This is a genomic window from Micromonospora sp. NPDC003241, from assembly GCF_053589795.1.
In genome coordinates, this window is record NZ_JBSFSO010000002.1 from 174,723 (window position 1) to 201,576 (window position 26,854).

The following is a 26,854-nucleotide window of genomic DNA, read 5'->3' on the forward strand; positions in this document are numbered from 1 at the left end:
TGCGCGCTCACTGCGGCACCGTCGCCGATCGCAGGGTGGTGGAGTCCTCGAACGCGGGCACGGTGACGGTGCCGGGAAGCTCCTGGTAGCCGAGCTGGTAATTGTCGACCGCGTCCCTGAACCACCGGACTCCCTCGGAAGCGGCGAGGGCCTGCCGCAGTGCGGCGGGGTCGCCAATTGCTACGATCTTGAACGGAGGGGAGTACACCCGGCCGTGCAACAGCAGGGTGTTACCCACGCAGCGTACCGCGCTGGTCGCCAGGACGCGGACGTTCATGATTGACATGGCTTCGGCGCCGCCGGCCCACAACGCGTTCACCACTGCCTGGACGTCACCCTGGTGTACGACCAGGTCGTCGTTGGTGGCCCCTTCGGGCAGGTTGTTGAGCCGGGGTGCGTCGTCGAGCACGACGGTCATCCCCGAGCCGGTCAGCTCGGTGAAACCGGCGGTGCCGAGGCTGGCGGTGCCGCGCTCCTGCTGCTCCCGGATCGGCCCGTCCGAGTCGGCGAGGTCGGCCGTACGGCTCTCGACCTCCTTGCGCAGCGTCGCGGCGCGCTCCTCGTTCGCCGCCACCTGGGCGCGGCGGTCCTCGATGAGTTCGGTGAGCTGGGGGCGTCGGTCCTCGCGCAGGTTCGTGCCGCCTGCGGTGGTGGCGGTGGTGGTGAAGAGCAGGCCGGCCGCGGCGGCGATCAGCGGTACCCCGATCGACCAGCCCGGACGGCGCTGACGCGGCCCGTGGGGCAGCAACCCGGCGACGAGTCGTCGCAGCGCCTTCTGCCACGACGCTGCGCCGGACGTGTACTCCACGGCCGTTCCCCCTTGTCCTCCGGCTCCGGCACCCGTGGGGTGCGGCGGAGCGACGGTCGCCCGTCCGTCCGATTCTCCGATGCCGGACATCGGTCTGGCCTCATTCGTGGATTGGACGGGCCTTCCGGACTACGCTAGCTGTCGAACATTATTGGCCATGGACCGTCGCCCTCGCGCCCGGTTGTCAGGCCGGACGAGGTCGTAACCCCTCTGGAGAGCGTCGTGCCCAAGTCTCAGGTCCGCAAGAAGAAGGTGTACACCCCGCCCACGGATGTACGCCCGACGACGACATCGGCGTCCCGTAAGCCGAGCCCGGTCTGGCTGCCCGCCACGGCCGTGTCGTTGATCGCCTTCGGCATCGCCTGGCTGGTGGTCTACTACCTGTCTGAGCAGGAGTACCCGGTCATGGAGCTGGGGTACTGGAACCTCGCGATCGGTTTCGGCGCGATGGTCGGCTCCCTGATCCTGCTCTCCCGCTGGCGCTGATTCCCTGCTCAACGGCCACCTGCGAAGGCCCCGACCGAGCGGACTCGGCGGCGGCCTCCTAAGGTGTGCGCAGGGCGGCGTGGCCCAGGTGCGAGAAGTCTCACGTTACTGCTGAGTAACCTTGCGCGTAAGCTGCATCGCATGACCGAGTGGACCGAGGTCATCGACCGATCCGGGTCGAGGTGCGGCACCCTGGGGTGACCAACCGCACCCCGACCCCGGTCGCCGAGCCGCTCGACAGGCAGCAGACCGGGAGGCCAACTCGATGGGCAGCGTCCAGATCGTCACCACGATCCTCGCGGCCGCCATCACCGCCGTGGCGGTGTGGCTTGCGGTGCGTGCGGTCTCGAAGATGTTCGCCGTGATCCGGCTGGGTCAGCCCGATCCGTCCCGCTCCGGTGACCACGTCGAGCGTACGAAGACCATGCTCGCGGAGACGGCCGGGCACACCCGGATGCTCCGCTGGAGCGTGGTCGGCGCCGCGCACTGGTTCGTGATGGTCGGCTTCCTCGTGCTGTCGCTGCTGGTGCTCGAGGCGTACTTCGAGGTGGTGTCGCCGACCGCCGGGTTGCCGCTGATCGGTGGCTGGGCGCTCTACGGGCTGGTCACCGAGTGGATCGGCATCCTCGGTGTCGTCGGCATCGTGGTGCTGATCGCGATCCGGGTGGCCAACCGGCCGAGTCGGGCCGGACGCCGGTCCCGGTTCACCGGCTCCACCATGTGGCAGGGCTACTTCGTCGAGGCCGTCGTCCTCGCCGTCCTGGTCATGGGCTTCCTGATCCGTGGCTTCAAGGTGGCCACCGACCACTTCGAGTACCCGACCTGGGCCACCCCGCTGAGTCACGCGGTCGGCTCGGTGCTGCCGGACTGGGAGTCCGGGGTCAGCGTCGCCGCCCTTATCAAGATCGCGATTTCGATGACCTGGCTCATCGTGATCTCGCTGAACGTGACCATGGGCGTCGCCTGGCACCGCTTCCTGGCCTTCCCGAACATCTATTTCAAGCGGAAGCCGGGTGCGTCCGGCTCCGGCCTCGGGCCGCTGCGGCCGATGATGAGCGAGGGCAAGCCGCTCGACTTCGAGGAGGCCGATCCCGAGAAGGACCAGTTCGGCGTCGCACACGTCGAGCAGTTCACCTGGAAGGGCCTGCTGGACTTCAGCACCTGCACCGAGTGCGGGCGCTGTCAGTCGCAGTGCCCGGCGTGGAACACCGGCAAGCCGCTGTCGCCGAAGCTGCTGGTGCTCAGCCTGCGCGACCACGCGTACGCCAAGGCGCCCTATCTGCTGGCGGGCGGCGGCAAGGACCTCACCGGCGAGGAGAAGGCCACCGCCGCGCAGCTCGCCCACCTCGACGTGCTGGCGCTCGCCGAGGCGGAGAAGCCGCTGATCGGTGACGCCGAGGCGGGCGGCGTGATCGACCCGGACGTGCTCTGGTCGTGCACCACCTGCGGCGCCTGCGTCGAGCAGTGCCCGGTGGACATCGAGCACGTGGACCACATCGTCGACATGCGCCGCTATCAGGTGCTGATCGAGTCGAACTTCCCCTCCGAGGCCGGCGTGATGCTGCGCAACCTGGAGAACAAGGGGAACCCCTGGGGTGCGCCGCAGAACACCCGGGAGGACTGGACCAAGGGCCTCGACTTCGAGGTGCCCCGGGTCGGTGAGGTCGAGGACTTCGAGTACCTCTTCTGGGTGGGCTGTGCCGGTGCGTTCGAGGACCGGGCGAAGAAGACCACCCGGGCGGTCGCCACGCTGCTGAACGAGGCGGGCGTCTCGTTCGCCATCCTCGGTGAGGGCGAGACCTGCTCCGGCGACCCGGCCCGCCGCATCGGCAACGAGTTCGTCTTCCAGATGCTCGCCCAGCAGAACGTGGAGACGCTCAACGAGGCGTTCGAGGGCCGCGAGAAGGCCAAGCGGAAGATCGTCGCGACCTGTCCGCACTGCTTCAACACCCTGGGCAACGAGTACGGCCAGCTCGGCGGCGAGTTCGAGGTGGTGCACCACACCCAGTTGCTGGCGCACCTGGTCGCCACCGGCAAGCTCACCCCGGTGCAGCCGGTCGACGGCGGCGTCACCTACCACGACCCGTGCTACCTGGGCCGGCACAACCGGGTCTTCGCGCCGCCGCGCGAGGTGCTGGGCAGCGCCGTCGGCGCCGACGACGGCCTGGTCGAGATGCCGCGCAACAGCGAGCGCTCCTTCTGCTGCGGCGCCGGTGGCGCACGCATGTGGATGGAGGAGCGGATCGGCAAGCGGATCAATGTGGATCGGGTCGAGGAGGCCATGTCCACCGGTGCGCGGACCGTCGCGGTCGGCTGTCCGTTCTGCTCGACGATGCTGAGTGACGGAGTCAACGGCAAGGGCGCCGGCGATCAGGTCGAGGTGGTCGACGTGGCCAGCGTGCTGCTGCGTTCGATCAAGCCCGAGCAGGCCCGGGGCGCCGAGGAGGGTGAGCCGGTCGCCGGGTGACCAGCGCGTACGTCGGGACGTGTCGGCATCGGTACGGATGCCGACACGTCCCGATTTTTATATTGGCGTAGATAACTGTAACGAATTGGTCGACACCCTTTGTGTGCGGTCGGTCGCGCAAAGGTGAATGAGCCGTTGGTTGCCTTGATTCCGTCGCGCGCGTTCCCCTAATGTGAGGCACCGACCGCCGTGGGTCGTCTGTCTCGCCCCTTACCGCTAGCGGGACGCCCGGTGGTCGGTCGCAAAGGAGTCGGTGCCGGTGGCAACCATGCCCCTCCATCGTCGTGCGCCGGGACGTTCCACCCCCGCGCGCGGGCTGCGCAAGGCCGCTCGCCGTCTGGTCGTCCTGGTCGCCGCCGCTGCGGTCGGTGCCGGTCTGGTCGCCGCGCCCGCGTACGCCGAGCCGTCGGTGGACGAGATCGAGCGCCAGATCGACAAGCAGTGGCAGCAGCTCGAACCCACCATCGAGCAGTTCAACAAGGTGCGCTCGGAGCTGCGGGTCAACCGCGAGAAGGCCGAGAAGCTGGAGAAGAAGATCCAGCCGCTGGCCCTGGAGACCGAGCTGGCGATGAACCGGGTCGCCGGCCTCGCCTCCCGGTACTACATCACCGGCCCCTCGCAGGAACTCGGCGCGGTGCTGCTCAACGCGAAGCCGGACCAGCTCGGTGAGCAGATGGCCTTCCTCGACCGGCTGGCCTGGGAGGAGCGCCGCCAGCTCGAGGGCGTGATGAAGATCCGGAAGAAGTACGACGACCAGAAGGCCACGCTCGACGCGCTGATCGTCGACCAGGAGGCCAAGCAGAAGCAGCTCGCGGCGAAGAAGAAGCAGATCGACGCCGAGATCAAGCGGCTGGAGCGGTCCCTGCCGGTGACCACGGTGAAGACCACCAACTGCCCGACCATCAACGGTGTGGTCAGCGACGCGGCACGGACGGCCATCCGGACCGCCTGCGCGCAGGTCGGCAAGCCGTACGTCTGGGGTGCCACCGGGCCGAACTCGTTCGACTGCTCCGGCCTCACCCAGTACGCGTACAAGGCGGCGGGTATCTATCTGACCCACTTCACCGGTGCCCAGTGGCGCGAGGGCAAGGCCATCTCCCGGGCCGACGCCCGCCCCGGTGACCTGGTGTTCTTCCGCAGCGACGTGAGTCACGTCGGGATCTATCTGGGCAACAACAAGATGGTGCACTCGGCTCGGGCCGGGGTGCCGGTCAACGTCTCGCCGATCACGACGATGCCGGTCGCCGGCTTCCGTCGACCCGGCTGACGCCTGAGCCCGTACGCAGGAACGACGAAAGGCCCTCGGTCAAGCGACCGGGGGCCTTCTGCGTTGTCGGATTAATGCACCGAGAGTGACGGTGTGGGTGTGTTGCGCATCGACGCCGATCGTCCCTACGCTGGTCAATCGTTGGCCCGCTGGCAGGACCGCCCACCCGGGGCGGTGACGGTCCGACACCGCCGAGTCGCTGTCCGAGCGAGCCGGGGACCCAGGTTTCCGGGGTGAGTCCGCGATGGTCGCGGTAGGGCGTTCCCTTCCCGCCCGAACCCGTCAGCTAACCCGGTAGGCGGTCTGGGAAGAAGGAGTACGCAGCCCGGTGGCACACCATGCCCCGCGGCCTCCGTCGTACCGGTCGGCGAAGCCCGGCCCGACGACGGATGCGCCGCGATCCCGCTGGTACCGCTGCATCACCGCACTCGCCGCACTCGCCGCGACCGCCGTTCTGCTGACCGGTGGCGCGACGGCGGCCCACGCCGACCCCACGGTCGACGACATCGAGCGCCAGATCGACGAGGACTGGAACCGGCTCGAAGCCGTCATCGAACGACACAACGCCACCCGGCAGGACCTGGCCGCCACCCGCCGGGAGGCGGACGCCCTGACCGCCCGCATCGCCCCGCTGCAACAGCAGGTGGACGAGGCGATGAAGCGGGTCGGCGCGCTGGCCGCGCGGGCGTACCGGGGCGAGCCGGTCCGCGCCGTGAACACGCTGCTGGGCAGCCGGTCGCCCGGCGAGGTCATCGCCCAGCTCGGCGTGCTCGACCGGTACGCCCGCTTCCAGCAGGAGGACGTACGCCAGGCGCGTGAACTGCGGGACGAACTCGCCGCCGCCCGAGCCGGACTGGACCGCACCATCGCCGAGCTGACCCGCACCGAGGCCGACCTGGCCGGGAAGCGGCGGCAGATCGACACCGAGATCGAGCGGTTGCAGCGGTTGCGGCTGCGGGCGTACGACGACGGGGGTGGTGGTCCGTTGCGGCCGGCGCCCTGTCCGGCCACCTATCCGGGTGGCCCGGCCGGTGAGGCGGTCACCTTCGCGTGCGCCCAGATCGGCAAGCCGTACTCGTGGGGGGCCGAGGGGCCGCACGCGTACGACTGCTCGGGTTTGATGCTGGCCGCGTGGGCGCGGGCCGGAGTGGCGCTGCCGCACAACGCGGCGCGGCAGCGGCAGGTCACGGCCTCGGTCGGTCGCGGCGACCTGCGCCCGGGTGACCTGGTCTTCTATTTCCGCGACCTGCACCACGTCGGGATGTACGTCGGTGGCGGCTGGGTGGTGCACGCCTCCCGCGCGGGCAAGCCGATCGCGATGAAGCGGATGGACACCAGTCCGATCCACAGTTTCGGTCGGCCCGGCTGAGTCGCCGGGCGGACGGCCACGGGCCCGCGTCTCGGCAGCGCGGGCCCGCCGGTCGTCAGCGGGTCGGCCAGGTACGCCAGTTCTGCCAGGCGCGGCTCGGCGTCGGGCCGCGCTGGCCCTGGTAGCGCGAGCCGTAGACGAGCGAGCCGTACGGGTGCTCGGCGGGCGAGGAGAGCCGGAAGATGCAGAGCTGGCCGATCTTCATGCCGGGCCAGAGCATGATCGGCAGGTTGGCCACGTTGGACAGCTCCAGCGTGACGTGACCGGAGAAGCCGGGGTCGATGAAACCGGCGGTGGAGTGCGTCAGCAGGCCGAGGCGACCGAGGCTGGACTTGCCTTCGAGTCGGCCGGCGAGCTGGTCGCCGAGCGAGATCACCTCAAGCGTGGAGGCGAGCACGAACTCGCCCGGGTGCAGCACGAACGGCTCGCCGTCGGGCACCTCCACCGGCGAGGTGAGATCGTCCTGCTGGGTGGCCGGGTCGATGTGTGTGTAGAGGTGGTTGTTGAACACCCGGAACAGCTTGTCCAGGCGGACGTCGATGCTGGACGGCTGCACCAGGGTGGGCTCGAAGGGCTCCAGCGCCAGGGTGCCGGCCTTGATCTCGGAGACCAGGTCACGGTCGGAGAGCAGCATCGCCACACCTTAGCGGCCGGTAGTCGTGACCTGCGTGTCGGACTACCTGCTTAGAACGTATGTTCGATAGGATGTCGGCATGGCTTCCTGGTCCGAATTCGCCGTCGACGAGCCTCGACTCGCCGACGGGATCCGCCTTCTCATGCAGCAGTACGGCCCGGGCTTCGGCTACCTGGCCACGGTCCGCGCCGACGGCGGGCCCCGGGTGCACCCGGTCTCCCCGGTGATCACCGCCGACGGTCTCTTCTGCTTCGTGATCGACTCGCCGAAGCGGCGCGACCTGGAACGCGACGGGCGCTACGCGCTGCACTCGTTCCCGGCGGAGGAGAGCGACGACGAGGCGTACGTCGCCGGCCGCGCCCGACCCGTCACCGACGACGCCACGGTGGCCCGGCTGGCGCTCGCGGCCCGCGCCGCCCCGCACGCCGACTGGCGTCTGTTCGAGTTCACCGTCGACGTGGCGATGCTCGCCCGGCACGAGCGCGCCGCCACCGGCGGGCTGGTCGGTGAGCCGGCCGTGCAGGTCTGGCTCGACCCGGCCGGCGCCACCCCGCAGGCCGCCCGGCCCACGCCCCACCGGACCCGCGCGGCCCGACATGTCCGCGCCGCCTGAACCGACCGGTGCCGGCCCCGCCTGACGACGGGACCGGCACCGGAGGTACGCGCCGACGACTCCCGCGCTACGCGCGGTAGGTGTTCCACGCATTGATCATCCGGGTCGCCTGGCCCGGGGTGAACTGGTACATGCAGGTGTCGTACGTGTAGTCCATGAAGTTGGTGATCGGGTCCAGCCCTGCGGTGGAGCAGGTGTCCCGACCGGTCGGGCACTGGTAGGCCGGCGACGCCTCCGCCGGAGTGTCCGAGACCTGGTCGCCGCTGCCCGAGCAGCCGCCCTGGAACGTGTGATAGAGGTTCAGCCAGTGGCCGACCTCGTGGGTGCCGGTGTCACCCTGGTTGTAGTTGGTGGCGGTGCCACCCGGCAACGACTCGCTGAGCACGACCACACCGTCCATCACGTTCAGCGTGGTCTGCGGGAAGGTCGCCCAGCCGAGCAGGCCGTTGCTCAGCGCACCCAGATAGATGTTGAGCGTGCCCTTGGTGCCCTGGCGGAGCTGGGTCTTCATCTGCCGCTCGGCCGTCGAGCCCTGCCGGATCGGATACCACGACGTGTTGGTGACCCGGTTGATGCTCTGCAACTGGAACGCGAAGGCGGTGGCGGCACCACCCGTCGACCCCGCGAACGACTGGTTCAGCACGGTGATCTGCGACTGGATCAACGAGTCGGGGATGTTCCCGCCGGCGCGGGTGGTGTCCCTGCGGATCACGTGCACCACGACCGGAATCGTGACCGAGGCCGCCGCGGCCTGGGTGCTCAGCGTGCGCTGGCCGACCCGCTTGGCCCGCTCCTGCAACAGGTCGGCGAACTCCGCCTCCCGCTGGTGCAGTTGAGCCATGGTCAACTCGTTCGGGTCGTGCTTGACGACCGCGTCGCCCCGGACCCGGGCCGCCGTGCCCGTCTGGTCCTCACACACCTCGTCAGCGGAGACGGCGGCAGCCGTCGGAATGGCGGCCGTGGTGGCCGCCGGCAGCAGACCGACCGTGGCCACACCGAGCGCCACCGCCAGCGACGTCGATGCGATGCCGGCGATCCGCCGGTTCAGCAGGACGGGACGGAGTCCCATAAGCCCACCTCTTTCTGGCGACGCGACCGGGGGTTGTGTCGCGCCGTGCGGGAAACGTGGGCCAGACGTTACAACGCATAGACAAATTTGAGAATGGCTATGTGTTGCCGGCATGCAACTTCTTGCGCAGCGTGCGGAGGCGGGCCGGGCGGGGTGGTCGGCGGGGGTGGCTGGGTGCACCGGGACGACGGCTCAGGTACAGTGGTGCCGCTTGCGGGTGTAGTTCAATGGCAGAACATCAGCTTCCCAAGCTGACAGTGCGGGTTCGATTCCCGTCACCCGCTCCAACGCATGAAAGCCCTGGCCAGGACGTGAGTCCCAACCAGGGCTTTCGCGTTGCCAGGAGAACTGAAACCGGCCGTGGGCCATTAGCGGGCCATTAGCTCGCCTCGGTCGCTGGTCCGTCACCCTCGGCGGCCCGCCTCGGCGTGCGTCGTTTGCTCGGCTTGCGCCGGGCCGCCCTCACCGCCTTGTCGATCGCGTCGGCAATGCCCTGATCGGCTTCCCGGTTGGCGTGCTGGTAGATCAGCGCGGCGCGTGGGCTGTCGTGACCCATCCGGGCCATGATGTCCCGCAAGCTCGCACCCGGTGCCCGAGACGCGAGGGTGTTGCCGGTGTGCCGGAGGTCGTGGAAGTGCAGGCCGGGCACGCCCACGGCGGCTACCGCATCGGACCACTTCACCAGCTTGTTGAAGTTGCCACGCCAGAGGGTCCGACCGCTCTCCCCGGTGAAGACGAACGCCTCGGATGCCTGACCGACGTAGCTACTCATGTGCTGTTTTAGCGCGGGTAGGGCGGCCTTTGGTAGCGCGACGGTCCGCACTCCGGCCCTCGACTTCGGCGGCCCGAGGACCAGGCCGGTACCCCGGTGCTCCACGAACGCTTGCCGCACCCGCACCGTGCCAACCGTCAGGTCGACGTCACACCGTTGCAGGGCCACCGCCTCACCCCACCGCAGACAACCGAACGTCGTGACCAGGATCAGCGCCCGAAATCGGTCGGGCATCCGCTCGGCCAACACGAAGATCTGCGGAACGGAGAGGACCGGCCGCTCTGCGGGCTTCTCCTGGTCTGCGCCCACGACGCGACACGGGTTCACCCTGATCAGTTCGTCTTCCTTGACGGCAGTCATCAGGATGGCGCGCAGCAGTCGGTACGCCTTGGCGGCCATGGTCACCGACACGCCCTCGGCCAACAGGCGCGACCGCCACTCCCGCACCATCGGGGTATCGATCCGGTTGAGTGGCATATCGCCGAGGTGCGGAGTGACGTGCTTGCCGAGGGTCCACTGATAGAGGTGCACGGTTCGGGGCCGGAGGTTAGGCCGCTGGGCGATCCACCGTTCGGCGTAGTCGCGTAGGCGCACCTTGCCCCGCTCGGGATCGATCCACTCGCCTCGGGCCATCTGTACCTCGATCAGGGACAGGTACCGCTCGGCCTCGGGCTTGCGGGCGAATGTCTGCGGCGCAGAGCGCATCCGGCCGTCCGGACCGGGATAACGAGCCTGGTAGCGGCCCGATTCCCGCTTGCGAATGCTCCCGAATCGGCGGTGTCCGTCTTTGTTCGCCATGGTCAGGCAACACTCCTCAACTCGCGCCATACGGTCTCGGCGGTCATGGGCTCCACGCGGCCCGCCAGCACGAAGGCGGCGAGGTCGGCGGGATCGAATCGGATCGAACGCCCGAGGCGGTGAAACGCGATTCGGCGTTCGGCGACAGCGCGCCGCAGATAGCGCACGCTCATGCGGATTCGGGTGGCGGCCTCCTCGATGGTCAGCAGTTCCTCCGGCAGCACCGGGGCGGGCGTGATCTGGCGGGTGATCCGCTTAGTCATCGCTGCTCTCCTTCGGGGTGGCGTCGATGTAGAGGCGCTGAAACATCGGGGATCGGCGGTCGGGACAGGGCCGGGAGACTTGGCGGATGTGCAGCACTCGGGCGATGGCGTCGAGTGCTGCGGCTGTTTCAGCGGGTGTGCCGTGCAGCCTGATTCGCACGGTGTGGGCCTTTCGATCGGCGGCGGTCACTTGTGGAGGTATAGGGATGCATCACCGCAGAACAGCGCAAGGTGGCCCGCTGAGAGCGCCGTAGGCGCAAGATCCCGGGTGTCCCGGTGTAGGGCCGTAGGGCCTGACGCTCTCGGTCGCTCTCAGCGTGCCTCTGTCGCCACCGCGCGGGCTGATCGGATGCTCGGGTGTCGTCCGGCGGTGGGGGCAGGATGCGTTGACACGTTGACAATCCGCCGACGTGCGAGTGTTTCCGCAGGTGAAGGCGGGTTCCGGGGTGTCAACGGGCCGCGTTGACAGGCGTTGACACCCGTTGACACCGGATGGACCGGCGTCGGATTGTCAACGCCTGTCAACGGGTGTCAACGCGGCCCGTTGACACCCCGTGGGCGTGCTGAGCTGCGGAAACGCTGCTGTCGGGGTCGAATGTCAGCGTGTCAACGCTTCCGGGGTCCTCTGCCACGGCGCGGGGGTGCAACTCGTACCGGCCGTCCGGCCCGGTCCGGACCCATCCGAGTGCGGCCAGTTCGGCGAGTACCGCTGACACGTCGTCGGACTTGGGTAGCCGCCGGGACACGCGGCGGTGCAGTTCCCGGCGGGTGAAGGTGGCCATGCCCTTGCTGGTGAGAACGCCGAGCACGTATCGGGCGTTCTCCACTGCCGTGTCGGTGCCGATGGTGGTGATGGCGGTCCGGTAGTGGGCGGCGAAGAACTCGGCGAGGCGCACGGCGTCGGTCATGCGGTCGGCGTCGATGGGGCGTCGCCAGGCGTCCTGTGGGTGGTGGGCGACGTGCAGTAGCCCAGCCAGACGCAGCGTTGCGCCGGAGAGCTTGTTGCCCCACTCCCGCATGTCGTACAGGCTGCCGCCGGGCCGTAGCTCCGTCTCGACCTGCTCGGCGGCGGCCCGACGTACCTGCGTGGCCTCGGAGGTGAGCACCACCACGGCGGGGTCTTCCCACTCGGCGAGGGTGGCGGCCAGGTCGTGTACCCGGTGCCGGTATTCGGCGGTGACCTGTTCGGGGATCGGGGGTGTGTCGACGGCCCGGTAGCCGGCCAGGGATCGGGGTAGGGCGAACAGGAACCGGGCGGGTAGGCCGCGTCCGGCGAGGTCGGCGTTTCCGCCGAACTTGCGCAGCACGGTGGGTTGCGCCATGACGCACACGGTGAGGGCGGGTTTGTCGACGGATGCGCCTTCGCGGGTCTGCCGTTCGTTGCTCATCGGCTGACCGGCGTGGCCTTTGAGGTAGGGGTCGAGGTTGGGTGCGCCGGAGTACCGTCCGGCGAGGGTGTCGAAGATGCCTCCTTCGTCGGAGATGATGGCCATGCGTCCGCCGTTGGCGGCCATCAACCCGATGAGCGCTTCGGGGGTGGCGTCGTCCACGATCAGCTTCGGCAGGGTCGGCACGGTGATGGCCTCGGCCGCGATGGCGGCGGCCACGGCCTCAGCGGCGGCGTCGTCGCGTTTGTGCGGGTCGCTGGCCTTCGCGGCTTGCGTTTTGGCCTGCTCGGCCTGCCGGTCGGCGATGTCCCGCAACGCGGCGGCCTCGGCGATCCTCGGGCGCATCGCCTCGGCCAGCGTGGACTGCGCGGCGAACAACGGTGCGGTCATCGCCCGATGCACCGGCGACTTGCGCTCCCCGGGGCCTGCGATGACGGCGGCGAACACGTTCACCGGCTCGCGCCACCCGGCCACCGGTTCCACCTCCAACCGGCCACCCGCGCACGCGGACAGCACGGCCACGGCGAGCGTCCCGGCCATGGCCGGATCGGTCTGGGTGAACCGGGCCACGCCGGTCACCATGTCGCCCAACCAGCGAGGGAACACGTCGGCCGGGAACGGCGGCGGCGCGGCGGTCGGGCCGGTCAACGGCACCGGGACATCCCACAGCGGGCCACCCGGCAGGGCGTCGTCGGTGGGGTGCGGGTGGTCGGTGTTGACCAGATGCAGGCGGGCGGGCGTCATGCGGCGACTCCTTCGGCCCGGAAGCCGCCACGGATGGCGGCGCGGATGTCGCGGTCGGATTGCTCGGCGCGGTGGCCCGCGTCGGTGAGAGCGGCGATGCCGTCGGCGTGGTCGACGGCTCCGGCGGTGATCATGCGGGCTACGCCTCGGGCTGCGCCGTAGAGGGTGGTCCGCCGGGTGCCTTCGGGGGCGGCGGTGACGCGGTCGAGTAGTGCGGTGAGTAGTCGGTCGGGATGGGAGATGCCCCCCGCCTCACGTAGCCGCGTCGGACCGGTCGCGGTCACCACGGGTGGCGCTGGCGGCGGTAGGCAGGCCGTGAGCAGGGCGGGGGGCATCTCCTCCACCTGCCGGTCGTTGCGGGTGGCTGACCATCGGTACGGGCGTCCCGTCCGGGGGTGCACGGAGGGCGGCAGCACGACATAGCCGCCGTCTGCCTTCACGTCGACGCCAGGGCCGAGTCCCTGACCGGGCTTGCCCTGGCTGCACGGCACCCGGCGGCCCGGATGCCGGTAGAACAGGTGCCACCCACCCGACCCCGTGACCACGTACGCGGTCGGCGGCAACAGACCCCGGCCGATGAGGTCGGTCATGGTGGCGTGGCCGCCGTGGGCGGGGTCGATGTCGACCACGACGGTTCCCGACGCGGCGCCGGTGCGCAACGCGAGTTGTCCGGTGGGGACGGCGGCCACGATCGCGGTCACCCGGTCTGGGTCGGTGGTGGCGGCGTAGAAGCCGTGGCACGTCAGGCACGCGCACCGTTCTTGGTCGTGGGTCGGGTCCTCGTCCGCCTTCGGGCAGGCCGGACAGTTCGCCACGGGCCGTTTGGTGCGCCCGAGCATGAACACCGGCCACCCCCGACCGGCGTAGGTCAACGCGGGGATGACCAACCGGGCCGGGTCGGGCCGGAGAAACGGATCAGACATGAAGGGACTCCCTTCCAGGTGCGGCGGTGAGAGCCGAGGTCGGGCGGGTGCCGGCCACTCGGTGGTGAGCGCGCGAAGCGCGCCGATCAGGTCAGGCCGGGGCGAGCAGCGACCCGCCAGCAGCCGACGCGCCCGGGGCACGGCTGGGACGGCGGGTGGTGGGCGCGATGGTCAGCCGTAGGTAGAGCCGGTACCGGCCCGCGTCAGCGCCTGCCATGGCGTGCCGGGTGCCGCGTTGGATGAGGCGGCCGGTTGCGGTCAGGGCGGTCACGGCGGCGTCCAGTTCGGCCGGGGTGCCGATGAGCCAGATCTCTAGCCCGGACGGCCCGGCCATTACCCGGTCCTGCCGGGGCGAGGCTGCGCCGCGATGGCGGCGCGGGTGACGGCCTGCCGCACGTCAGCGAGCAGCCCGACCAGTTGACGGCGGGCCGCCACCTCGGCCGGTGCGAGCGCCACGCGCACGCGGATCTCGGCGTGGTCGCGTCCGGCAGTCGTCCGCACCCGCACCAGCACGGCCCGCGCCCGCCCGGCGATGTCGACCACGATTTCGTCGGAGCGGTGTTCGCCGAGGTTGCAGCGGTGGTCCCGGCCGCACCAGTCGGTGTGCTCGGCGGGGCTGTGGCGGTTCATTGGTTGCTTGCCCGGTACTCGTCGCGGACGCGTTCGATGATGCGGCGGCCGACGCGGACGCGCTTGCCGGTGCCGCCGCAGCGGTGGCATTCGTGCTTGAGTCGGATGATGCGTCCGCGTCGTTCTCCCTTGCCCTTGCAGCGGCGGCAGGGGCCGAACGGCAGGGCGTAGCACTTGATCAGGTAGTACGCTGCGTAACCGGGGATGATCAGGCTAGCTAGCGCGGCGATGGTCAGCACCAGATGCCTCCACAGGCCGTTTTGAGGGTGCAAGGAGCCGACGCCGCTAGGTGCTAGGGCGCTGGCCGGGGTTTTGATGGGTCGCTAGCGGTGCCGCTAGGTCTAGCGGTGGGTGCCGCTAGACCTAGCGGCCGATTGCGGGCTACTTGCGACCGTCGCTGCCGCTGTCACGGTCACGCTTGGTGAGCGCGTCGGCGACGTGGGCGCGGGTGATGCCCTTGCGGTTGGCGGCCTCGTTGGTGTCGGGGTCGGTGCCCCACACCTGGCCGGTCTTCACGCCCCACGGCTTGAGCGCTTCACGGAGCTGGTCGGCGGTGAACCCCGCGTACACGTCGGACCGCAGAACGGCTAGGCGCTCCACGATGACGGTGGACCACAGCTTCGGGTCCTCATCGCTCATGACCGCAAGCACGTCCTCAAGGATCGTGTCCCGGCGTACCGCGTCGGTGTTGACGGTGTGCCCGGCGGCGTGGCCCGTGATGTTCCCGGCCCGCTCCCGCAGCACTCGCGCCCGACTGACGACGGCCTTGGCGGTCGGGCCGTCGATCTCGAACGTGCGGGTGATCGTCGGGTCGTCACCCTCACCGGCCAGGTAGCCGATGCCCTTGTCCCGCTTGGCGAACATGGTCGCCCGAATGCCGCTTTTGAACATGGACTGGCCGAGAACCATGTCGTTCTCCCGGTAGCCCATGACCTTGAGGCAGAACCGCAGCACCGCGTTGGCGCTGATCCCGGTCGGAAGGCTCTTGTCGTCGGGGCGTTGGGTGGCCGGGATCAGGGTGATCCCGGTGGCCGGGCCACGCTTGATCAGGTCGGTGCAGATCTCCTCGAACTCGTCGCCGTACTTCGGGTGCTCGAACCACACCTGGCACTCGTCAATGCCGATGACGATCGGATGCAGCCCCAACGACTTCTTCGAGGCCAGGTCGTCGGTGACCTTGTTCTCCGGGCACAGGTCGGCCGGTAGTTCCCGGATCACCTTCGTGCGCCGCCGCATCTCGGTGCGCATCTCCCGCATCGCCGTGATGCCGTACTCGATGTCCTCTTCCTCGTCACCGGCCCGGTAGCGGTGCGCCACCGGCTCCAACGGCGACAGGTCACCCGTGCCCTTGAGGTCGAACGCCAGCACCCACGAACGCGGGTCCAGACACGCCCCGAGCAGCGCCAACCGCAGCGCGAACGTCTTCCCCATGCGCGGAATCGAACCGATGATCATCGAAGCGAACATCAGCGTCAGAGTCACGGACCGGCCGCGCGGGTCGGTACCGAACGCGAACGGCTTGAACAGGTTGACCGTGCCGGACCTGAGCAGCGGCCACGGGCTCTGCCTGGCGCGAGACAGATCCTTGTCGGCGACGAACAGGACCAACATGCCGGGGTGAACCTCGGCGTTGACCTCCGGCCACACACAGCCCAGCGGGCGGGTCAACGCGGCGGCCAACTCCTCGCGCTTGTCGACCACCGTGGAAGCGGTCACCCCGCGCGGTAGCTCCACCTCAGCCCTCCACCCGGTGCCGTTCTCCCGCACGATCGGGGCGGTGAACCACCGCTTGCCGTTGTCGCCCCGGCGGATCGCGTCGTTGATGCCCTTGATGTTCAACGCCGCGAGAGCGTGGAACACCTCCACCGACGTCAGCGGCGCGGCGGCGGTGCGCACCACAGCGGTGTCCAGCAACGGCTTGTCGGTCGGCGCGCCGACGAACCCGAACACCGCCACCGTCACCGCGAGGGTGGCGAGCTGCACCACCCCCGGGGCGAGCAACAGCATCCCGGCCACGGTGAACAGCACCAGCGCGGCAACGATCGCGGTCAGACCACGCCAGCGCACCCGCCGATCACGCTGCCGCGACAAGCCCTGATACGTGCGTGCCTCTTCCGGCTTGTCGATCGCGGCGCGCACCACCGACTGCCGAACCGGCTCGCCTTCCAGGTCGAACAACCACCGCCCGTAACCCCGCACCACCCGGCCGAGGCCGACCGGCGCACGCCAGGCGAGTTTCACGGTGTACTTCGGCAGCCGCAACGCGTGGTAGCCGGCGGCGTGCGCGGCGAACCCACCAGCCCACGCCAGGTTCCCGATGAACTCCGACCGCGAACGCAGCCAATCGGGCACGATCGGCACCCGCTGCGCGTCTCGGAACCCGGCCAGAGAGAACCGCGGACGGCGCTGCGCCTCCACACTGTCGACCAGCACCGGCCCACTCTCCGGCGGGTCGTCGTCCAGGTTGCTTTCGTTTCCGTCATCGGGCACGACGGACGCCTGTCGGCGCGACCGGGCGGCATCCAGGTTCACCACCTCGGCATCCGGCCCGGGGGTGTTGGTCAGGTCCGTCTCGGCGGCCTGCCAGTCGAAGCCCTCGTCAGGGGCAGTCATGATGGGGTCTTCCTCCAACCTGTCAGGGGATGAGGACCGGCGGCACAGCGCGGTTTCCAGGCCAGGTGCTGTGCCGCCGGGATGCGGGGGTCTACGGGTGGTCGGTCAGACCTGCCACTGCTGACCGCAGTGGGTGCACACGACGTACTTCCGGCCGTCGGCGTCGTACATGATGTGCGTGGCCGGGTGGGTGCAAGTCGCCATCGAACAGTCCTCTCGCGGTGCCGTCAGCGGGTCTGGCGGCCACCACCGACACCGGGTAATGAGCCGGTGGCGGCGGAAGCGGTCAGCGGTGCGGGGCGGAAGGGTTAGCGGCTGTCGCGCGGCGCGGCCCGGCCGTTGAGCTGCTGCCGGGCGCGGTGGGCTTCCGGGCTGTTGTGCAGTGCCTGCCGCTGGCGTTCGGCGGCGGCCCGGTCGGTGGCCTTGCCGGTGACGGCGGCGGTCGCTTCGGCGTCTTGCCACTGCTGGTAGGCGGCGGTGAACCGGCGGGCGCTCACCGGGTGGCCTGCCGGTCGGCGTTGGCCCTGTTGCGGTCGGCGGCCTGCCGCTGCGCCTCACGCATCTGCGCCTCGCGCTGCTCGCGGTTGCGGGTCACGCGCCGGTCGTGCTGCTCGCGGTACTGCGGGTCGGAGATGTGCATACTGGTGGTCCTCCCAAGACCCTTCGGGTTGCGGGGATGGACCGGCGGCACAGCACTGGTTCCTAGGCCATTCGGGCTGTGCCGCCGGGCTGAAACGGTGGTGCCGGTGGTGGTCAGCGGCTCTTGCACTGCGAGAGCAGTCCGAAGCGAATGCGCTCGTCCTCGTCGAGCACGGTCGGGGTGCGACCGGCGGCCCGTTCGTCGCGGATCTGGCGGTCGAGGTGCTTGGGGTCGACCTTGATCTCCCGGGACCGGCCGTTGGCGTCTTCGCTGAACAGGTACTTGCGGCCCACGTCGGGCCTCCCTTCCCAGTGGCGGCGGTCGGCGGGTCTGACCGCTCCCACGCGGGCACCCACCACGGCGGTGTGGGGGTGCCCGATGGGAGTGGTCAGGCGGCGCAGAACAGGGCGGCGATGAACAGGAAGCCGGTGTGCCAGGACTGGTCCAGGGCGTACATGCCGCCGCCTCTGGTGAGCCAGTGCGGGTCCTTGCCGAGCAGTTCGGCGAGGCGACGCAGCGGGGTGCGGCGGTCGGCGATGTAGTGCGACACCGCCGAGACGGTCAGCCCGACGCCGACGCCCCACGGGTCGAGGCGTAGGCCGGTGGCGAGGATCAGGGTGGCCAGGGCGATGACGGCGGTGAGGGTGTAGGTGGCGACGTGTGCGGTGCAGGCGAGGCGGCCCGGCCATCCGGGCTCGCTCTTGCAGTCGGCCTGCCGCTGCGTCTGCACCCAGTGATCGGCCACCTGATGCGCGGCGTAGAGAGCGGCGAACACGGCCGCGAACGCGATAGCGCCCGCGCCGGTCGGATCTGCGAACATGAAAGACAACTCCCGAGGTCGATACGGCTGACAGGGGTGGGCCGGCGGCACGGCACGGTTCCTAGGCCAGAGGCTGTGCCGCCGGGCGGGGCTACTTCGTGCGGGGCTTACGCACCTCGAAGGTGTCCGACGACCCCTGCCGCAACTTCTGCCGCTTCGCGTCAGCCGCGTGGCGTGCCTGCTCGGCGGTACCCGGCTCGCTCACAGACCGGGTCTTACCGGTGCGCCCGGATCGGCGGAACGCCTGAAAGTCGTTGTCGCTGCTCATGTCAGTGGTCCTCCCGGACGAGGTGGGCCAGGGCGGCGCCCATGCCGAGCACGGCGACCGGCAGGCACGCCACGGCGGTGGTGATCCACCACGGGGCCGAGGTGACACCGGCCGCTTCCAGCAGGTGATAGGCCACCTGCCCGAGCGCGCCGACCAGGAGTGAGGCGATCGCGGACCACTTGGCGAAGCGCAGCGCGCGGGGTGGGACGCGGCCGGACAGCCACACGTACAGGGCGTACGCGCCGTACGTCTCCACACCGATCGGAAGGGTGATCGCGGAGTTGATGGAGAAGCTGTCCCAGATGCCCGGCAGGGGGTGGACCACCCCGAACCCGGTGAGTTCGCCGAGTCCGACCCACCCGGACCAGATGGCGACGAACGCGGGCATCGCCAGCAGCACCACCGGCCACACCACGGCGCGGCGGGCGGGCCGTGGCGTGATGTTGGTGCCCGGGTCTACGACGGGTGCGGGCTGCGCCTCCACCGGCGGCGCGATGGTGTCGGCGGGCGGCGGCGGGTCCACCACCGGGACGGCGTCGGTCGGGCCGGTCGGGGTGGACTCCGCCGGGTCCGCCGGGAGGGGGGTGGACTCGGGCGTGGGGTCGATGTCGGGCGTCAGGGGCGTGTCGGGGGTGCGGGTCAGTTCGGCCAAGATGGCGTCGGCCTTCGGCCCGCCCACCCGCAACTCCTTCTTGATCCGGTTACGGGACGGGACCTCACCGATCCGGTCGGCCAACTCCCGGGCGGCGGGCACCAACTCGTCCACCGGCTTCGGGTACGCGGACAGGGTGGGGGCAGTCATCAGGGTGTCCTCCGGTCAGTCGGTGAGGATGTCCGCGAGCAAGTTGCGGTGGGCGGGGAAGACGGTGCCGACGTGCATGTCAGCCAGGTAGCGGGTCAGCTCGGCGTAGTCGTTGGCGGGTAGCCACCGGGCGCGGCGAGCGTCGTCGTGACCGGTCACGGTGGGCAGCGTGTAGTGGCCGCTGCCGAGATCGATGTGGACCGAGGTGGTGACCATCCACGACTCATCAGAGGCGCGGGGGTCGGGCACGTACCGAGCAGGCATCGTGACGTGGGCGCGGGCGCGGCGCACGATCAGACCGGTCTCCTCGGCCAGCTCCCGGTACGCGGCGGCGGCGGGCTCCTCGCCGGGGTCGACGTAGCCGCCGGGCAGTGCCCATCCGTGGCCATCTGCGCGTTCGACCAGCAGGAGCCACCGGCCGCCAAGCGGGCCTTTCAGCGTGACGATCGCGTCGGCGCACTGCTGCTCGCCCCAGTGGCCGAGTTCGTTGCGGCCGTAGCGGATGCCGGTCGGCGCGTACGGGTTGACCGGCCGACCATCCACCAGCGGGAACGGGATCGCGGCGGCGGCGCGGCGGGTCGTCCAGTCGATGTCGGCCGGGTTCATGGTCGGATCGGCCCACGACGCACCGGCGGCGATACCGGCCAGCACGGACGGGTGCGTGAACGTCCGGCCGCTCATCCCTCCACCGCCAGCACGGCGAGCCGGTCGACGGTGGCCGGGGCGAGAACCGGCCCGCTGGTGTATTCCTTGGCGTAGGCGTAGATCTCCCACCCGTGCCAGGTCGGGTAGGCGTACATCGTCCGGTAGGGACGGCCGTCGTCGGTGGTGCCGGTGCGCTCGTCGGTCAGCATGTCCGGGTCGGTAAGTCCGGCCAGGTGCAGCCACGACCGCAGGTCGGCGATGCTGTCGAAGTCGACCGCCAGCGACACGCCATCGGCGTGGGTGTGGATGTGCTTCGGGTCGGCCAGCAACAGCAACTCGGCCATCACGGCGCGGCGACTCTTACGGCTGCTCACGGGGCTACTCCTTCGGGATAGGCGCAGTCGACGCACTCACCGAGCGAGCGCGGAATGCAGTACGGGCGGACCACACCGCACACGCGGCAGGTACGGCGGGCCGTCAGGGCGGCGTTGATCGCGCGGCGTTGGGCGGGGGTGGCGGTGCGCTTCGGCCTAGCCAGCTCCACCCGGTACAGGTAGGCCGTCCGGACGCCACCGACGCCGCGCCAGAGGATCTGCGCGGCCACCGGCTGACCACCGGGCCGCAGACCAGCGGCACGCAGTTGACGGCGGGTGGCGTAGCCCGGCGGGGCACCCTTTCACCAGAACGTCGGAATCCCGTGGCGAGTCCCGTCCGGGTCGTGGAACGCGGCGCGAATGCGGGACATCAGGCAGCGCGATCCGGGCCGGTGGTGCGGGTCGCCACCTCGGCGGCAGCGCGGGTCACGCGGGACTCGGCCCGGCGCAGCCTGCGCCAGTCCAAGGCGGTCGGACCGCCGTGATCCTCGGCGTTGATGAGCGTGATCTCCGCGTCGAGGACGTCCAGCTCAGCGGCGATCAGCGGCCACTCGGTGTCAATCGCGGCCAAGTCGGCGGCGGTCGGCCCGGCGGTGGCGTTGCGGTCGGTGATCACTTGGTTCGGTTCCTTCCAGCACGGCGAGAACGCACCGGCGGGCACGCCCGGCAGTGACGCTCATCGGCAACCAGCGGAGCGAGCCGCTTGCACCGCACGCAGGTCTTCCAGGTGGCATTGCTCTTGGTGGAAATTCGAACGGCAGCAAAGACGCTCACGGCCATGACGGCTCACCTCCATAAGTGGGGAATCAGGTCGAAGAACAGCCGGAGCACGGCCAACGCGTGGCCGTACAACGGGGCGATCAACAGGGGCGTGCCTCGCTGGCACGCCGGGCGACCCTCGGTAGGACAAGCAAGGGGCCAAACCCCTAAAAGCGGACAAGTCTTGCGGCCGGACACGTCAACAGCCGACGCTCGCCTGCCATCCCTAGATCGCACGCATCGGGACCAATCGGAAAGATGAATCTCCCTGCGTCCCGGACCTCTGTGAAGTTCTCAATGGCACAAGTGCGCTGGTGGCTCGTGGGCGCGCAGCGCTGCGAAGCACTGCCTTCCCCGGGGCCAGCCGGGCGGCGTAGCTGATTTCAGCGCTAAAATTAGCGCTGAAGTTGCGCGATGTCAACGAGGGGCAGGGACTAGGATCAGCGGATCAGGCAGTCAGACAGGGAGGCATCGGGTGGACGATTGGCAGGCCGTGGCCAGTGCGATCAACAACCGGATGGCCGAGTTGCCGATCACTCAGCAGGAGTTGGCCGAACGCTCCAAAGTGTCTGTAGCGACACTGCGTGAGCTGCAATATGCAACCGCGACCCGCAAGCGGTCCGCTCGTACGCTCGCCGCGATCTCTCAGGCTCTCGCCTGGCCAGACGACTACCTTCGTTCTGTGCTGACCGGGGCCACGCCGCCTAGCGGTGCGGGCGGCGCTGGCCAAGCGGACAGTTCCTCGTTGGTGCTTGCGCGGCTGGATCAGCTTCACGCCGAGGTTCGGCGGCTCGCGGATGCCGTGGAGCGGATCGCGGTCGATGTCGGTCATGGGGACAAGGACACCAGTTCCGGACGCGCATCCGAACGCCGTTCACCAGCCGGGTAAGCGCCGTCCACTAGGCATCGACTAGGCGCGGGGGTGCGGCAATCGATGCCTACGCCAGCGAAGGAAGGGCCATCGTGCCAGGTCGCGCCAAAGACGCCACTCCGAACCACGCGCTTTACAACCTTCGTGACGCTGCGGGTGAGACTCAACAGGACGTGGCAGAGGGGCTCAACCGTCGCGGTGTGGAGCGCGGAAAGCGGCTGGCCGTAACCGCCAATCAGGTAAGCAGGTGGGAGCGGGGAATCACGTTCCCATCTGCCCTGTACCGGCAACTCCTTGCCGAGCACTTCGGCGTGTCCGTGCAGGATCTTGGCCTAACTCGGCAACGCGTCACGCCGCAGCAACGCGACAGTCCCGAGAGCGACGACTCTGGAGGTTTCACGATCTACCAGGATGCCGAGTCTCACCCACACGTAGAGGCCAGCCAGGAAGAGTGGCGTGCCGTCCGACGGAAGCTCAACATCCACCGGGTACAGCTAGCCCGGGAAGCGGCGCGCCTCTACGACGTGCAGCACCGAGTAGGCGACAGTGGCCTGATTGCACCACCTCAGTGGTTGCCGTCGACCCCCATCGAGCTGAGGCAGTTCGGCATCGGTGTCGCGCCGGAAGGAACCGCACCTGTCGTCAACGGAACTGAGGATGCGTCGGCCTGCGTACGACCGCTGGCGTCGGACGGGCGCCGACACCAGCGCTACAGCCTCGCGTTGCGGGATGTCGAACAGCCCCGACTCCTTGAGAATCGGCTCGCCTGGCACCTCGCGGGAGTCGACTGGAGCCAGCCCGACCGGGCACTGACCTTCACCACGGGCACATACTTTGGTGGCGTTGACGTCTCGGAAGCGCTGGCGCACGAGATGGCTATGTACCACGTGGCCGGCGACGGGAGCGGCATCCTGCCAGCATTCTGGCGGAACCTCGGCTTCCGTCGGCTCGTCGGCGACCCGTTCACGCCCGCTCACCGACCCACCGCGCCGTCAACCGACACGCTCACCCTGCGGGTCGACGACGACGGGGTGTCCTTCGTGCTGCACAACCGCGCGGCCGGCAACGTGGCCGTGGCCGGGGGGATGCTGCACATCATGCCAGCGGGGGTCTTCCAGCCGTCGAGCGTCCTGCCTGCCGCTCAATCAGCCGACTTCGACCTGTGGCGCAACATGATGCGGGAGTACAGCGAGGAGTTCCTAGGCAACGCCGAGCATGGCGGCGAGGGCGAGCCGGCGGACTACACCGCCGAACCGCTGGCGGCCTTCGATCGCGCCTACGCAGCCGGCGGGGTGCGAGTCTTCTGCCTGGGCGTGGCGCTCGACGCTCTCACCCTGTGGGGCGAGATCCTGACCGTCGCCGTATTTGACGGTCCCACCTATGACCACCTGTTCGCCAACATGGTAAGCGCCAACGCCGAGGGGACCGTGGTGACAACCGGGCGGGTACGCCCGACCTCGGCGCTCCCGTTCACCCGGCACACCATTGACGAACTGACCGCCAGCGGCCGGCTAGCTCCGGCAGCGGCCGGATGTATCCAGCTCGCGTGGGAACACCGTCGCACGATTCTGGAAAGAGGCTGAGGTGCACGTACTGGTAACCGGTGGCCTGGGATTCCTCGGCCGCGCCGTTGCGCACGACCTGGTCGCCACCGGCCACCGGGTCACCGTCATGACCCGGGGTCGCGGCGACCGCACCCCGCCCCCCGGCGTCGAGCTCGTGACAGGCGACATTCGGGACCGCACACGGGTCGCCGACATCGTCCAGGCAGGCGCGTTCGGCGGCGTCGTTCACCTCGCCGCGTTGACAAGTGGCCGGGACTCGTTCACTGACCCGTTGGGCTACTTCGACGTCAACGCGGGCGGCACCCTGAACCTCCTCATGGCACTCGACGCCGCCCGGACAACGACCGCGCCAGCCTCGCTAGTCTTCGCCTCCACCAACATCGTGTACGGATCGCAGCACCACGGCACACTCTCCGAAGACCTCGACCCGCACCCCGAGAGCCCGTACGCGGCGTCAAAGGTCGCGGCCGAGCACATGATTGCGGCCTACGCGGCAACCAGAGCGATCGGGGCAATCACCGTCCGGCCTTTCAATATCGCGGGAGCCGTTGACGGCGTTACCGACACTGATCGCACACGGATCATCCCGAACATCTTCCGCGCGATCACTGGCCAACGCGACCACGTCACCCTCAACGGAGACGGATCAGCAGTACGTGACTTTGTCCACGTTGCCGACGTCGCTACCGCCATCCGGCTCGCCCTGACCGCCTGCACCCCTGGTGTCTGCCAGACCGTCAATCTCGGGTCAGGCGTCGGAACGAGCATGGCCAGCGTGGTAGCCACCGCCGAGCAGGTGACCGGCCGCCTCGTAACCGTCCACCGCCAGCCGCCCAGGCCCGAGCCACCGAACCTGATCGCAGACATCAGCCGCGCCCAAACCGTCCTTGGCTGGACGCCTGCAAGGCCAGGACTGATCGACATCCTTACAGACGCGTGGGGGGCATGGCGGGAGACATTGTCCGGACCTCACGTTACTACGAAGCCGAAACAATCTTCATAGCCATCAATGCGCAGCCCGGGCCGGGGCGCGGCAACCGGCTCCGACGGAGCCGCCGCCCCGGCCGCCTACGGCGCTGGGGCAGAAAGTCAGCCGATCCGCAAACCCCGCCCCCGCCCCACGCGCCACCCCTAGAGTCGCTGGATAAACTCAGATGCGAGCCCCAGACTGACCAAGACCTTCAATTGTGGTCGCGAGAAGTTGCGATGACAACAGACCGAATACGGCGCCGCCTCGTTAGATGCCCTCTGACTCCTTCTTCCCCCCTGCTTCCGCCAGCAAGAAGGACATAGCTGCATTGTAGATCTTCAAATCGTCATCAGGGCCACTCCACCGCACAAGAGCAAAAGAATCTGTAGCATCAAGAAATTCTGAAATGTCCGGATCATTGCCTAGCATGTGCATGACTATCACTAGACGGATGGTCGGATCAATGTTCAGCATCTCGATGTGACGCTTCAAATGCACCTGAAGCTGGGTAGAGCTGAGCCGTAAACCAATTATTACATTAACCGCCATTGAGGGTTGAATGACAACGACACCATCAATGCCTCTACTGCTGTGCACTGGGAAGAACTCCCAACCAAGTCTTTCAAAAGCCGATTGCACCCCCTTGGAATAGGCGACCTCACCTTTGCTCATTATCTTGGGCATCGATATTGCACCCCTCGGCACCATCGACCGCTGCATCTCACGCACCCTCTCAAGGAGCTCGCGCATCATGTCATCGACACTGCGAGTCGGAGGGGTTTCTGCATCCGGTGCCGCCGGAGGAATTTGCGTTAGCTCTTGCTCGAAGTCCTTCCACCCCCTCTCGAACGCCTTTGCCAGCCGGGCGTCGTCCAAAGGCTCGGCGCATTGCTCGTTGAGTGAGCGGATAAGCTTCTGCATATCAGCCTTATCACTAACTGCCGTTGCTTGGAATTGGGACAGCGGCCCCTTTACTTCCGCCGGTCGCAGATCGAAAAGGATGGGCCGGACTCTACCCTCAGATAAGGACTTGGCAAGCGCTCCTGCCTCAAAATTGAGCCATGGTTCGTTAAAGTTCTCGCGTGTGACGCATATAAGCCCCTGGCTTCCGCTGTCCAGCCGAGCCCCCACCTCCGTTGCCCACCGTTGACCTTTGACGATGTCCTCGCTTGACATCCACGGTCGAACCTGCTGGATAACGTCAGGGATCCAGGAATACAGAATCAAGGCCAGACTCTGACTTCGCGGCTTTGACCAGCTCAGGAAAAGCTCCATCGGCTCTCTCTCATCCGCCATAGCTCGATCGACCGATCATTGTACGAGGCGGGCGCCTGGGTGAGAATCAGAAAATCAGACACTATTAGTGGCGCTTTGAACCATTTTATCCCCTTGTTCAGGGAGTGGTGCTACCGATCCCGTAGCAGCCTGGCGAACCTGATGGGGCATCCTTAGGCGATGACGGCCGCCATTACCGCAGCGAGCGCGAGCATTGTCGTAGCTGTGCTCGCATTCATCCTCAACCAGTACGGGCAGGCACGGCAGGAGCGCCGACAGGCTCGCCTCACCCGGGTCAACAGTCAACTGCGCGATCTCTACGGACCGCTGAACGCAATGGTAGACGCGAACGAACGGATATGGAAAGGTCTGCGTTCTACTCAACTGCCCGGCTCTTTGGAGCGGAAGCCCGGAGTCGGCGGCGACAAGTGGCGTCGATGGCGGGATGAGGCTTTGCAGCCAGCCAACCGCCGAATGAGAGACCTGATCTTTGCGCACGCCGATCTCTTGGTGGAAGTTGAGATTCCGGAACCTCTCAAAGAGTTCTGCGCGCATGTGGCTGCGCAAGATATCGTCAGTATCGCGGAGAGCGAGGGCGCCCCCGAAGCGATCCTCATCAACCACCCCGGGGAAACCTTCGTGTCCTATGTCCGTCGCACGTTCGCCGCGCTGAAGAAGGAGCAAGCGCGACTCCTGCGCCACTCAGCGTAACGGGCCGGTCTTCGGCGGCGCCGGGGTGGCGGGCCGCCGACGGCGGGGTGGCCGCATTGCAGGCTCGGCAGGAATGGTCGGGCGGGCGGGGTGTGGCTCGCAGGATTGGCCGCGCCCCGCAAGCCGGCCCGGATGGGAGGCGACGACGGGTCCAAGTGACGGCAAGGGTCCATCCAGGACGGCTGGAGTAGATCCACAATGTTGTTCGCGCTAATATGTCGTCTCCGTGTCGTTACGCCCCGAGTGGCCAGCGTTCGCGCTGGCCAGTGCGCTGATCGACGTGGTCTTGAAAGCTTGTAGGCGGTAGGCG

At 68.6% G+C, this 26,854-nt stretch carries 30 protein-coding genes, 1 tRNA gene, 1 pseudogene and 1 riboswitch; of the genes and pseudogenes, 10 read left to right on the forward strand and 22 right to left on the reverse strand.

Annotation, left to right across the window (positions count from 1 at the left end):
• Positions 1-7: 7 nt before the first annotated feature.
• Positions 8-808, reverse strand: coding sequence for a DUF881 domain-containing protein (locus tag ACWDVW_RS02545; protein ID WP_449943848.1), 801 nt, complete (start codon positions 806-808; stop codon positions 8-10).
• Between the two features lie 222 nt (positions 809-1,030).
• On the opposite strand from ACWDVW_RS02545, the gene ACWDVW_RS02550 reads away from it, so the two are divergent.
• The 4 genes from ACWDVW_RS02550 to ACWDVW_RS02565 all read left to right on the forward strand — a co-directional run bounded on the left by ACWDVW_RS02550 (position 1,031) and on the right by ACWDVW_RS02565 (position 6,397).
• Positions 1,031-1,294, forward strand: a complete 264-nt coding sequence (locus tag ACWDVW_RS02550; RefSeq protein WP_396743965.1) for a cell division protein CrgA — start codon at positions 1,031-1,033, stop codon at positions 1,292-1,294.
• A 265-nt stretch (positions 1,295-1,559) separates the two neighbouring features.
• Positions 1,560-3,761 carry a (Fe-S)-binding protein gene (locus ACWDVW_RS02555; protein ID WP_449943851.1) on the forward strand — a complete coding sequence of 734 codons (2,202 nt, stop codon included), beginning with the start codon at positions 1,560-1,562 and terminating at the stop codon, positions 3,759-3,761.
• 253 nt (positions 3,762-4,014) lie between these two features.
• The gene (locus ACWDVW_RS02560; RefSeq protein ID WP_449943853.1) at positions 4,015-5,028 is read left to right on the forward strand and encodes an NlpC/P60 family protein; all 1,014 of its coding nucleotides are present in this window, start codon (positions 4,015-4,017) and stop codon (positions 5,026-5,028) included.
• 179 nt (positions 5,029-5,207) lie between these two features.
• Positions 5,208-5,344: riboswitch (cyclic di-AMP (ydaO/yuaA leader) on the forward strand.
• 12 nt (positions 5,345-5,356) lie between these two features.
• Positions 5,357-6,397 (forward strand): NlpC/P60 family protein, encoded by a 1,041-nt coding sequence (locus tag ACWDVW_RS02565; protein WP_449943855.1) that lies wholly within the window; start codon positions 5,357-5,359, stop codon positions 6,395-6,397.
• Between the two features lie 55 nt (positions 6,398-6,452).
• On the opposite strand, the gene dcd is transcribed toward ACWDVW_RS02565, so the two are convergent.
• Positions 6,453-7,031, reverse strand: a complete 579-nt coding sequence (gene dcd, locus ACWDVW_RS02570) for a dCTP deaminase (protein ID WP_350697664.1) — start codon at positions 7,029-7,031, stop codon at positions 6,453-6,455.
• A gap of 79 nt (positions 7,032-7,110) precedes the next feature.
• Here dcd and ACWDVW_RS02575 point away from each other — a divergent pair, with 79 nt between their 5' ends.
• On the forward strand, positions 7,111-7,644 hold the full coding sequence (locus ACWDVW_RS02575) for a pyridoxamine 5'-phosphate oxidase family protein (RefSeq protein WP_449943860.1): 534 nt from the start codon (positions 7,111-7,113) through the stop codon (positions 7,642-7,644).
• Positions 7,645-7,711: 67 nt separating this feature from the next.
• On the opposite strand, the gene ACWDVW_RS02580 is transcribed toward ACWDVW_RS02575, so the two are convergent.
• On the reverse strand, positions 7,712-8,713 hold the full coding sequence (locus tag ACWDVW_RS02580; RefSeq protein ID WP_449943863.1) for a zinc metalloprotease: 1,002 nt from the start codon (positions 8,711-8,713) through the stop codon (positions 7,712-7,714).
• Between the two features lie 213 nt (positions 8,714-8,926).
• Here ACWDVW_RS02580 and ACWDVW_RS02585 point away from each other — a divergent pair.
• A tRNA-Gly gene (locus ACWDVW_RS02585) sits at positions 8,927-9,000 on the forward strand.
• A 92-nt stretch (positions 9,001-9,092) separates the two neighbouring features.
• Here the strand turns inward: ACWDVW_RS02585 and ACWDVW_RS02590 are convergent.
• The 18 genes and pseudogenes from ACWDVW_RS02590 to ACWDVW_RS02675 form a co-directional block, all read right to left on the reverse strand.
• A complete protein-coding gene (locus ACWDVW_RS02590; protein ID WP_449943866.1) occupies positions 9,093-10,283 on the reverse strand; it encodes a tyrosine-type recombinase/integrase in 1,191 nt (396 codons plus the stop codon).
• A gap of 2 nt (positions 10,284-10,285) precedes the next feature.
• Positions 10,286-10,546, reverse strand: coding sequence for a helix-turn-helix domain-containing protein (locus ACWDVW_RS02595; protein WP_449943868.1), 261 nt, complete (start codon positions 10,544-10,546; stop codon positions 10,286-10,288).
• Between the two features lie 521 nt (positions 10,547-11,067).
• Positions 11,068-12,678, reverse strand: a complete 1,611-nt coding sequence (locus tag ACWDVW_RS02600; protein WP_449943871.1) for a YfjI family protein — start codon at positions 12,676-12,678, stop codon at positions 11,068-11,070.
• Positions 12,675-13,601 carry a bifunctional DNA primase/polymerase gene (locus ACWDVW_RS02605; RefSeq protein ID WP_449943874.1) on the reverse strand — a complete coding sequence of 309 codons (927 nt, stop codon included), beginning with the start codon at positions 13,599-13,601 and terminating at the stop codon, positions 12,675-12,677. The genes ACWDVW_RS02600 and ACWDVW_RS02605 overlap by 4 nt, the downstream gene beginning before the upstream one ends.
• A 91-nt stretch (positions 13,602-13,692) precedes the next feature.
• Positions 13,693-13,935: a hypothetical protein gene (locus tag ACWDVW_RS02610; protein ID WP_449943876.1), complete on the reverse strand. Its 243-nt coding sequence runs from the start codon at positions 13,933-13,935 to the stop codon at positions 13,693-13,695.
• A complete protein-coding gene (locus tag ACWDVW_RS02615) occupies positions 13,935-14,231 on the reverse strand; it encodes a hypothetical protein (protein WP_449943879.1) in 297 nt (98 codons plus the stop codon). Before ACWDVW_RS02615 ends, ACWDVW_RS02610 begins: the two co-directional genes overlap by 1 nt.
• Positions 14,228-14,470, reverse strand: a complete 243-nt coding sequence (locus tag ACWDVW_RS02620; protein ID WP_449943882.1) for a hypothetical protein — start codon at positions 14,468-14,470, stop codon at positions 14,228-14,230. Before ACWDVW_RS02620 ends, ACWDVW_RS02615 begins: the two co-directional genes overlap by 4 nt.
• Before the next feature lie 142 nt (positions 14,471-14,612).
• Positions 14,613-16,844, reverse strand: a complete 2,232-nt coding sequence (locus ACWDVW_RS02625) for a cell division protein FtsK (protein WP_449943883.1) — start codon at positions 16,842-16,844, stop codon at positions 14,613-14,615.
• A 308-nt stretch (positions 16,845-17,152) separates the two neighbouring features.
• Positions 17,153-17,341, reverse strand: coding sequence for a hypothetical protein (locus tag ACWDVW_RS02630; RefSeq protein ID WP_449943885.1), 189 nt, complete (start codon positions 17,339-17,341; stop codon positions 17,153-17,155).
• Positions 17,338-17,484 carry a hypothetical protein gene (locus ACWDVW_RS02635; protein WP_449943887.1) on the reverse strand — a complete coding sequence of 49 codons (147 nt, stop codon included), beginning with the start codon at positions 17,482-17,484 and terminating at the stop codon, positions 17,338-17,340. The genes ACWDVW_RS02630 and ACWDVW_RS02635 overlap by 4 nt, the downstream gene beginning before the upstream one ends.
• A gap of 113 nt (positions 17,485-17,597) precedes the next feature.
• Entirely contained in the window at positions 17,598-17,777 is a 180-nt protein-coding gene (locus tag ACWDVW_RS02640; RefSeq protein WP_449943889.1) for a hypothetical protein, read from the reverse strand.
• Positions 17,778-17,872: 95 nt separating this feature from the next.
• Positions 17,873-18,304 carry a DUF3307 domain-containing protein gene (locus tag ACWDVW_RS02645; protein ID WP_449943892.1) on the reverse strand — a complete coding sequence of 144 codons (432 nt, stop codon included), beginning with the start codon at positions 18,302-18,304 and terminating at the stop codon, positions 17,873-17,875.
• A gap of 91 nt (positions 18,305-18,395) precedes the next feature.
• A complete protein-coding gene (locus ACWDVW_RS02650) occupies positions 18,396-18,572 on the reverse strand; it encodes a hypothetical protein (protein ID WP_449943895.1) in 177 nt (58 codons plus the stop codon).
• Position 18,573: 1 nt separating this feature from the next.
• The gene (locus tag ACWDVW_RS02655) at positions 18,574-19,374 is read right to left on the reverse strand and encodes an ABC transporter permease (RefSeq protein WP_449943898.1); all 801 of its coding nucleotides are present in this window, start codon (positions 19,372-19,374) and stop codon (positions 18,574-18,576) included.
• Positions 19,375-19,389: 15 nt separating this feature from the next.
• A complete protein-coding gene (locus tag ACWDVW_RS02660; RefSeq protein ID WP_449943900.1) occupies positions 19,390-20,055 on the reverse strand; it encodes an NUDIX domain-containing protein in 666 nt (221 codons plus the stop codon).
• Positions 20,052-20,363 carry a hypothetical protein gene (locus ACWDVW_RS02665; RefSeq protein WP_449944188.1) on the reverse strand — a complete coding sequence of 104 codons (312 nt, stop codon included), beginning with the start codon at positions 20,361-20,363 and terminating at the stop codon, positions 20,052-20,054. The genes ACWDVW_RS02660 and ACWDVW_RS02665 overlap by 4 nt, the downstream gene beginning before the upstream one ends.
• Positions 20,364-20,389: 26 nt before the next feature.
• Positions 20,390-20,764: pseudogene (locus ACWDVW_RS02670) on the reverse strand (RRQRL motif-containing zinc-binding protein).
• Positions 20,764-21,009 (reverse strand): DUF6284 family protein, encoded by a 246-nt coding sequence (locus ACWDVW_RS02675; protein WP_449943903.1) that lies wholly within the window; start codon positions 21,007-21,009, stop codon positions 20,764-20,766. Before ACWDVW_RS02675 ends, ACWDVW_RS02670 begins: the two are co-directional and overlap by 1 nt.
• 618 nt (positions 21,010-21,627) lie before the next feature.
• Here ACWDVW_RS02675 and ACWDVW_RS02680 point away from each other — a divergent pair.
• The 3 genes from ACWDVW_RS02680 (at position 21,628) to ACWDVW_RS02690 (ending at position 24,591) form a co-directional block, all read left to right on the forward strand.
• Complete coding sequence (locus ACWDVW_RS02680; RefSeq protein WP_449943906.1) at positions 21,628-22,041, forward strand: helix-turn-helix domain-containing protein; 414 nt, start codon at positions 21,628-21,630, stop codon at positions 22,039-22,041.
• Positions 22,042-22,115: 74 nt separating this feature from the next.
• Entirely contained in the window at positions 22,116-23,606 is a 1,491-nt protein-coding gene (locus tag ACWDVW_RS02685; RefSeq protein ID WP_449943909.1) for a helix-turn-helix domain-containing protein, read from the forward strand.
• A 1-nt stretch (position 23,607) separates the two neighbouring features.
• The gene (locus ACWDVW_RS02690) at positions 23,608-24,591 is read left to right on the forward strand and encodes an NAD-dependent epimerase/dehydratase family protein (RefSeq protein WP_449943912.1); all 984 of its coding nucleotides are present in this window, start codon (positions 23,608-23,610) and stop codon (positions 24,589-24,591) included.
• A 234-nt stretch (positions 24,592-24,825) separates the two neighbouring features.
• On the opposite strand, the gene ACWDVW_RS02695 is transcribed toward ACWDVW_RS02690, so the two are convergent.
• On the reverse strand, positions 24,826-25,833 hold the full coding sequence (locus ACWDVW_RS02695) for a hypothetical protein (RefSeq protein ID WP_449943915.1): 1,008 nt from the start codon (positions 25,831-25,833) through the stop codon (positions 24,826-24,828).
• A gap of 180 nt (positions 25,834-26,013) precedes the next feature.
• On the opposite strand from ACWDVW_RS02695, the gene ACWDVW_RS02700 reads away from it, so the two are divergent.
• Positions 26,014-26,544, forward strand: coding sequence for a hypothetical protein (locus tag ACWDVW_RS02700; protein ID WP_449943917.1), 531 nt, complete (start codon positions 26,014-26,016; stop codon positions 26,542-26,544).
• The last annotated feature ends 310 nt before the right edge of the window (positions 26,545-26,854 follow it).

What these genes read in the sequence shown, in the direction of transcription:
- ACWDVW_RS02645 (WP_449943892.1), bottom strand. Translation starts at nt 18,304, where the DNA reads ATGTTCGCAGATCCGACCGGCGCGGGCGCTATCGCGTTCGCGGCCGTG.
- ACWDVW_RS02605 (WP_449943874.1), bottom strand. Translation starts at nt 13,601, where the DNA reads ATGTCTGATCCGTTTCTCCGGCCCGACCCGGCCCGGTTGGTCATCCCC.
- ACWDVW_RS02655 (WP_449943898.1), bottom strand. Translation starts at nt 19,374, where the DNA reads ATGACTGCCCCCACCCTGTCCGCGTACCCGAAGCCGGTGGACGAGTTG.
- ACWDVW_RS02590 (WP_449943866.1), bottom strand. Translation starts at nt 10,283, where the DNA reads ATGGCGAACAAAGACGGACACCGCCGATTCGGGAGCATTCGCAAGCGG.
- ACWDVW_RS02625 (WP_449943883.1), bottom strand. Translation starts at nt 16,844, where the DNA reads ATGACTGCCCCTGACGAGGGCTTCGACTGGCAGGCCGCCGAGACGGAC.
- ACWDVW_RS02575 (WP_449943860.1), top strand. Translation starts at nt 7,111, where the DNA reads ATGGCTTCCTGGTCCGAATTCGCCGTCGACGAGCCTCGACTCGCCGAC.
- ACWDVW_RS02650 (WP_449943895.1), bottom strand. Translation starts at nt 18,572, where the DNA reads ATGAGCAGCGACAACGACTTTCAGGCGTTCCGCCGATCCGGGCGCACC.
- ACWDVW_RS02610 (WP_449943876.1), bottom strand. Translation starts at nt 13,935, where the DNA reads ATGGCCGGGCCGTCCGGGCTAGAGATCTGGCTCATCGGCACCCCGGCC.
- ACWDVW_RS02635 (WP_449943887.1), bottom strand. Translation starts at nt 17,484, where the DNA reads ATGCACATCTCCGACCCGCAGTACCGCGAGCAGCACGACCGGCGCGTG.
- ACWDVW_RS02700 (WP_449943917.1), top strand. Translation starts at nt 26,014, where the DNA reads ATGACGGCCGCCATTACCGCAGCGAGCGCGAGCATTGTCGTAGCTGTG.
- ACWDVW_RS02615 (WP_449943879.1), bottom strand. Translation starts at nt 14,231, where the DNA reads ATGAACCGCCACAGCCCCGCCGAGCACACCGACTGGTGCGGCCGGGAC.
- ACWDVW_RS02555 (WP_449943851.1), top strand. Translation starts at nt 1,560, where the DNA reads ATGGGCAGCGTCCAGATCGTCACCACGATCCTCGCGGCCGCCATCACC.
- ACWDVW_RS02595 (WP_449943868.1), bottom strand. Translation starts at nt 10,546, where the DNA reads ATGACTAAGCGGATCACCCGCCAGATCACGCCCGCCCCGGTGCTGCCG.
- ACWDVW_RS02660 (WP_449943900.1), bottom strand. Translation starts at nt 20,055, where the DNA reads ATGAGCGGCCGGACGTTCACGCACCCGTCCGTGCTGGCCGGTATCGCC.
- ACWDVW_RS02580 (WP_449943863.1), bottom strand. Translation starts at nt 8,713, where the DNA reads ATGGGACTCCGTCCCGTCCTGCTGAACCGGCGGATCGCCGGCATCGCA.
- ACWDVW_RS02695 (WP_449943915.1), bottom strand. Translation starts at nt 25,833, where the DNA reads ATGGAGCTTTTCCTGAGCTGGTCAAAGCCGCGAAGTCAGAGTCTGGCC.
- ACWDVW_RS02665 (WP_449944188.1), bottom strand. Translation starts at nt 20,363, where the DNA reads ATGGCCGAGTTGCTGTTGCTGGCCGACCCGAAGCACATCCACACCCAC.
- dcd (WP_350697664.1), bottom strand. Translation starts at nt 7,031, where the DNA reads ATGCTGCTCTCCGACCGTGACCTGGTCTCCGAGATCAAGGCCGGCACC.
- ACWDVW_RS02600 (WP_449943871.1), bottom strand. Translation starts at nt 12,678, where the DNA reads ATGACGCCCGCCCGCCTGCATCTGGTCAACACCGACCACCCGCACCCC.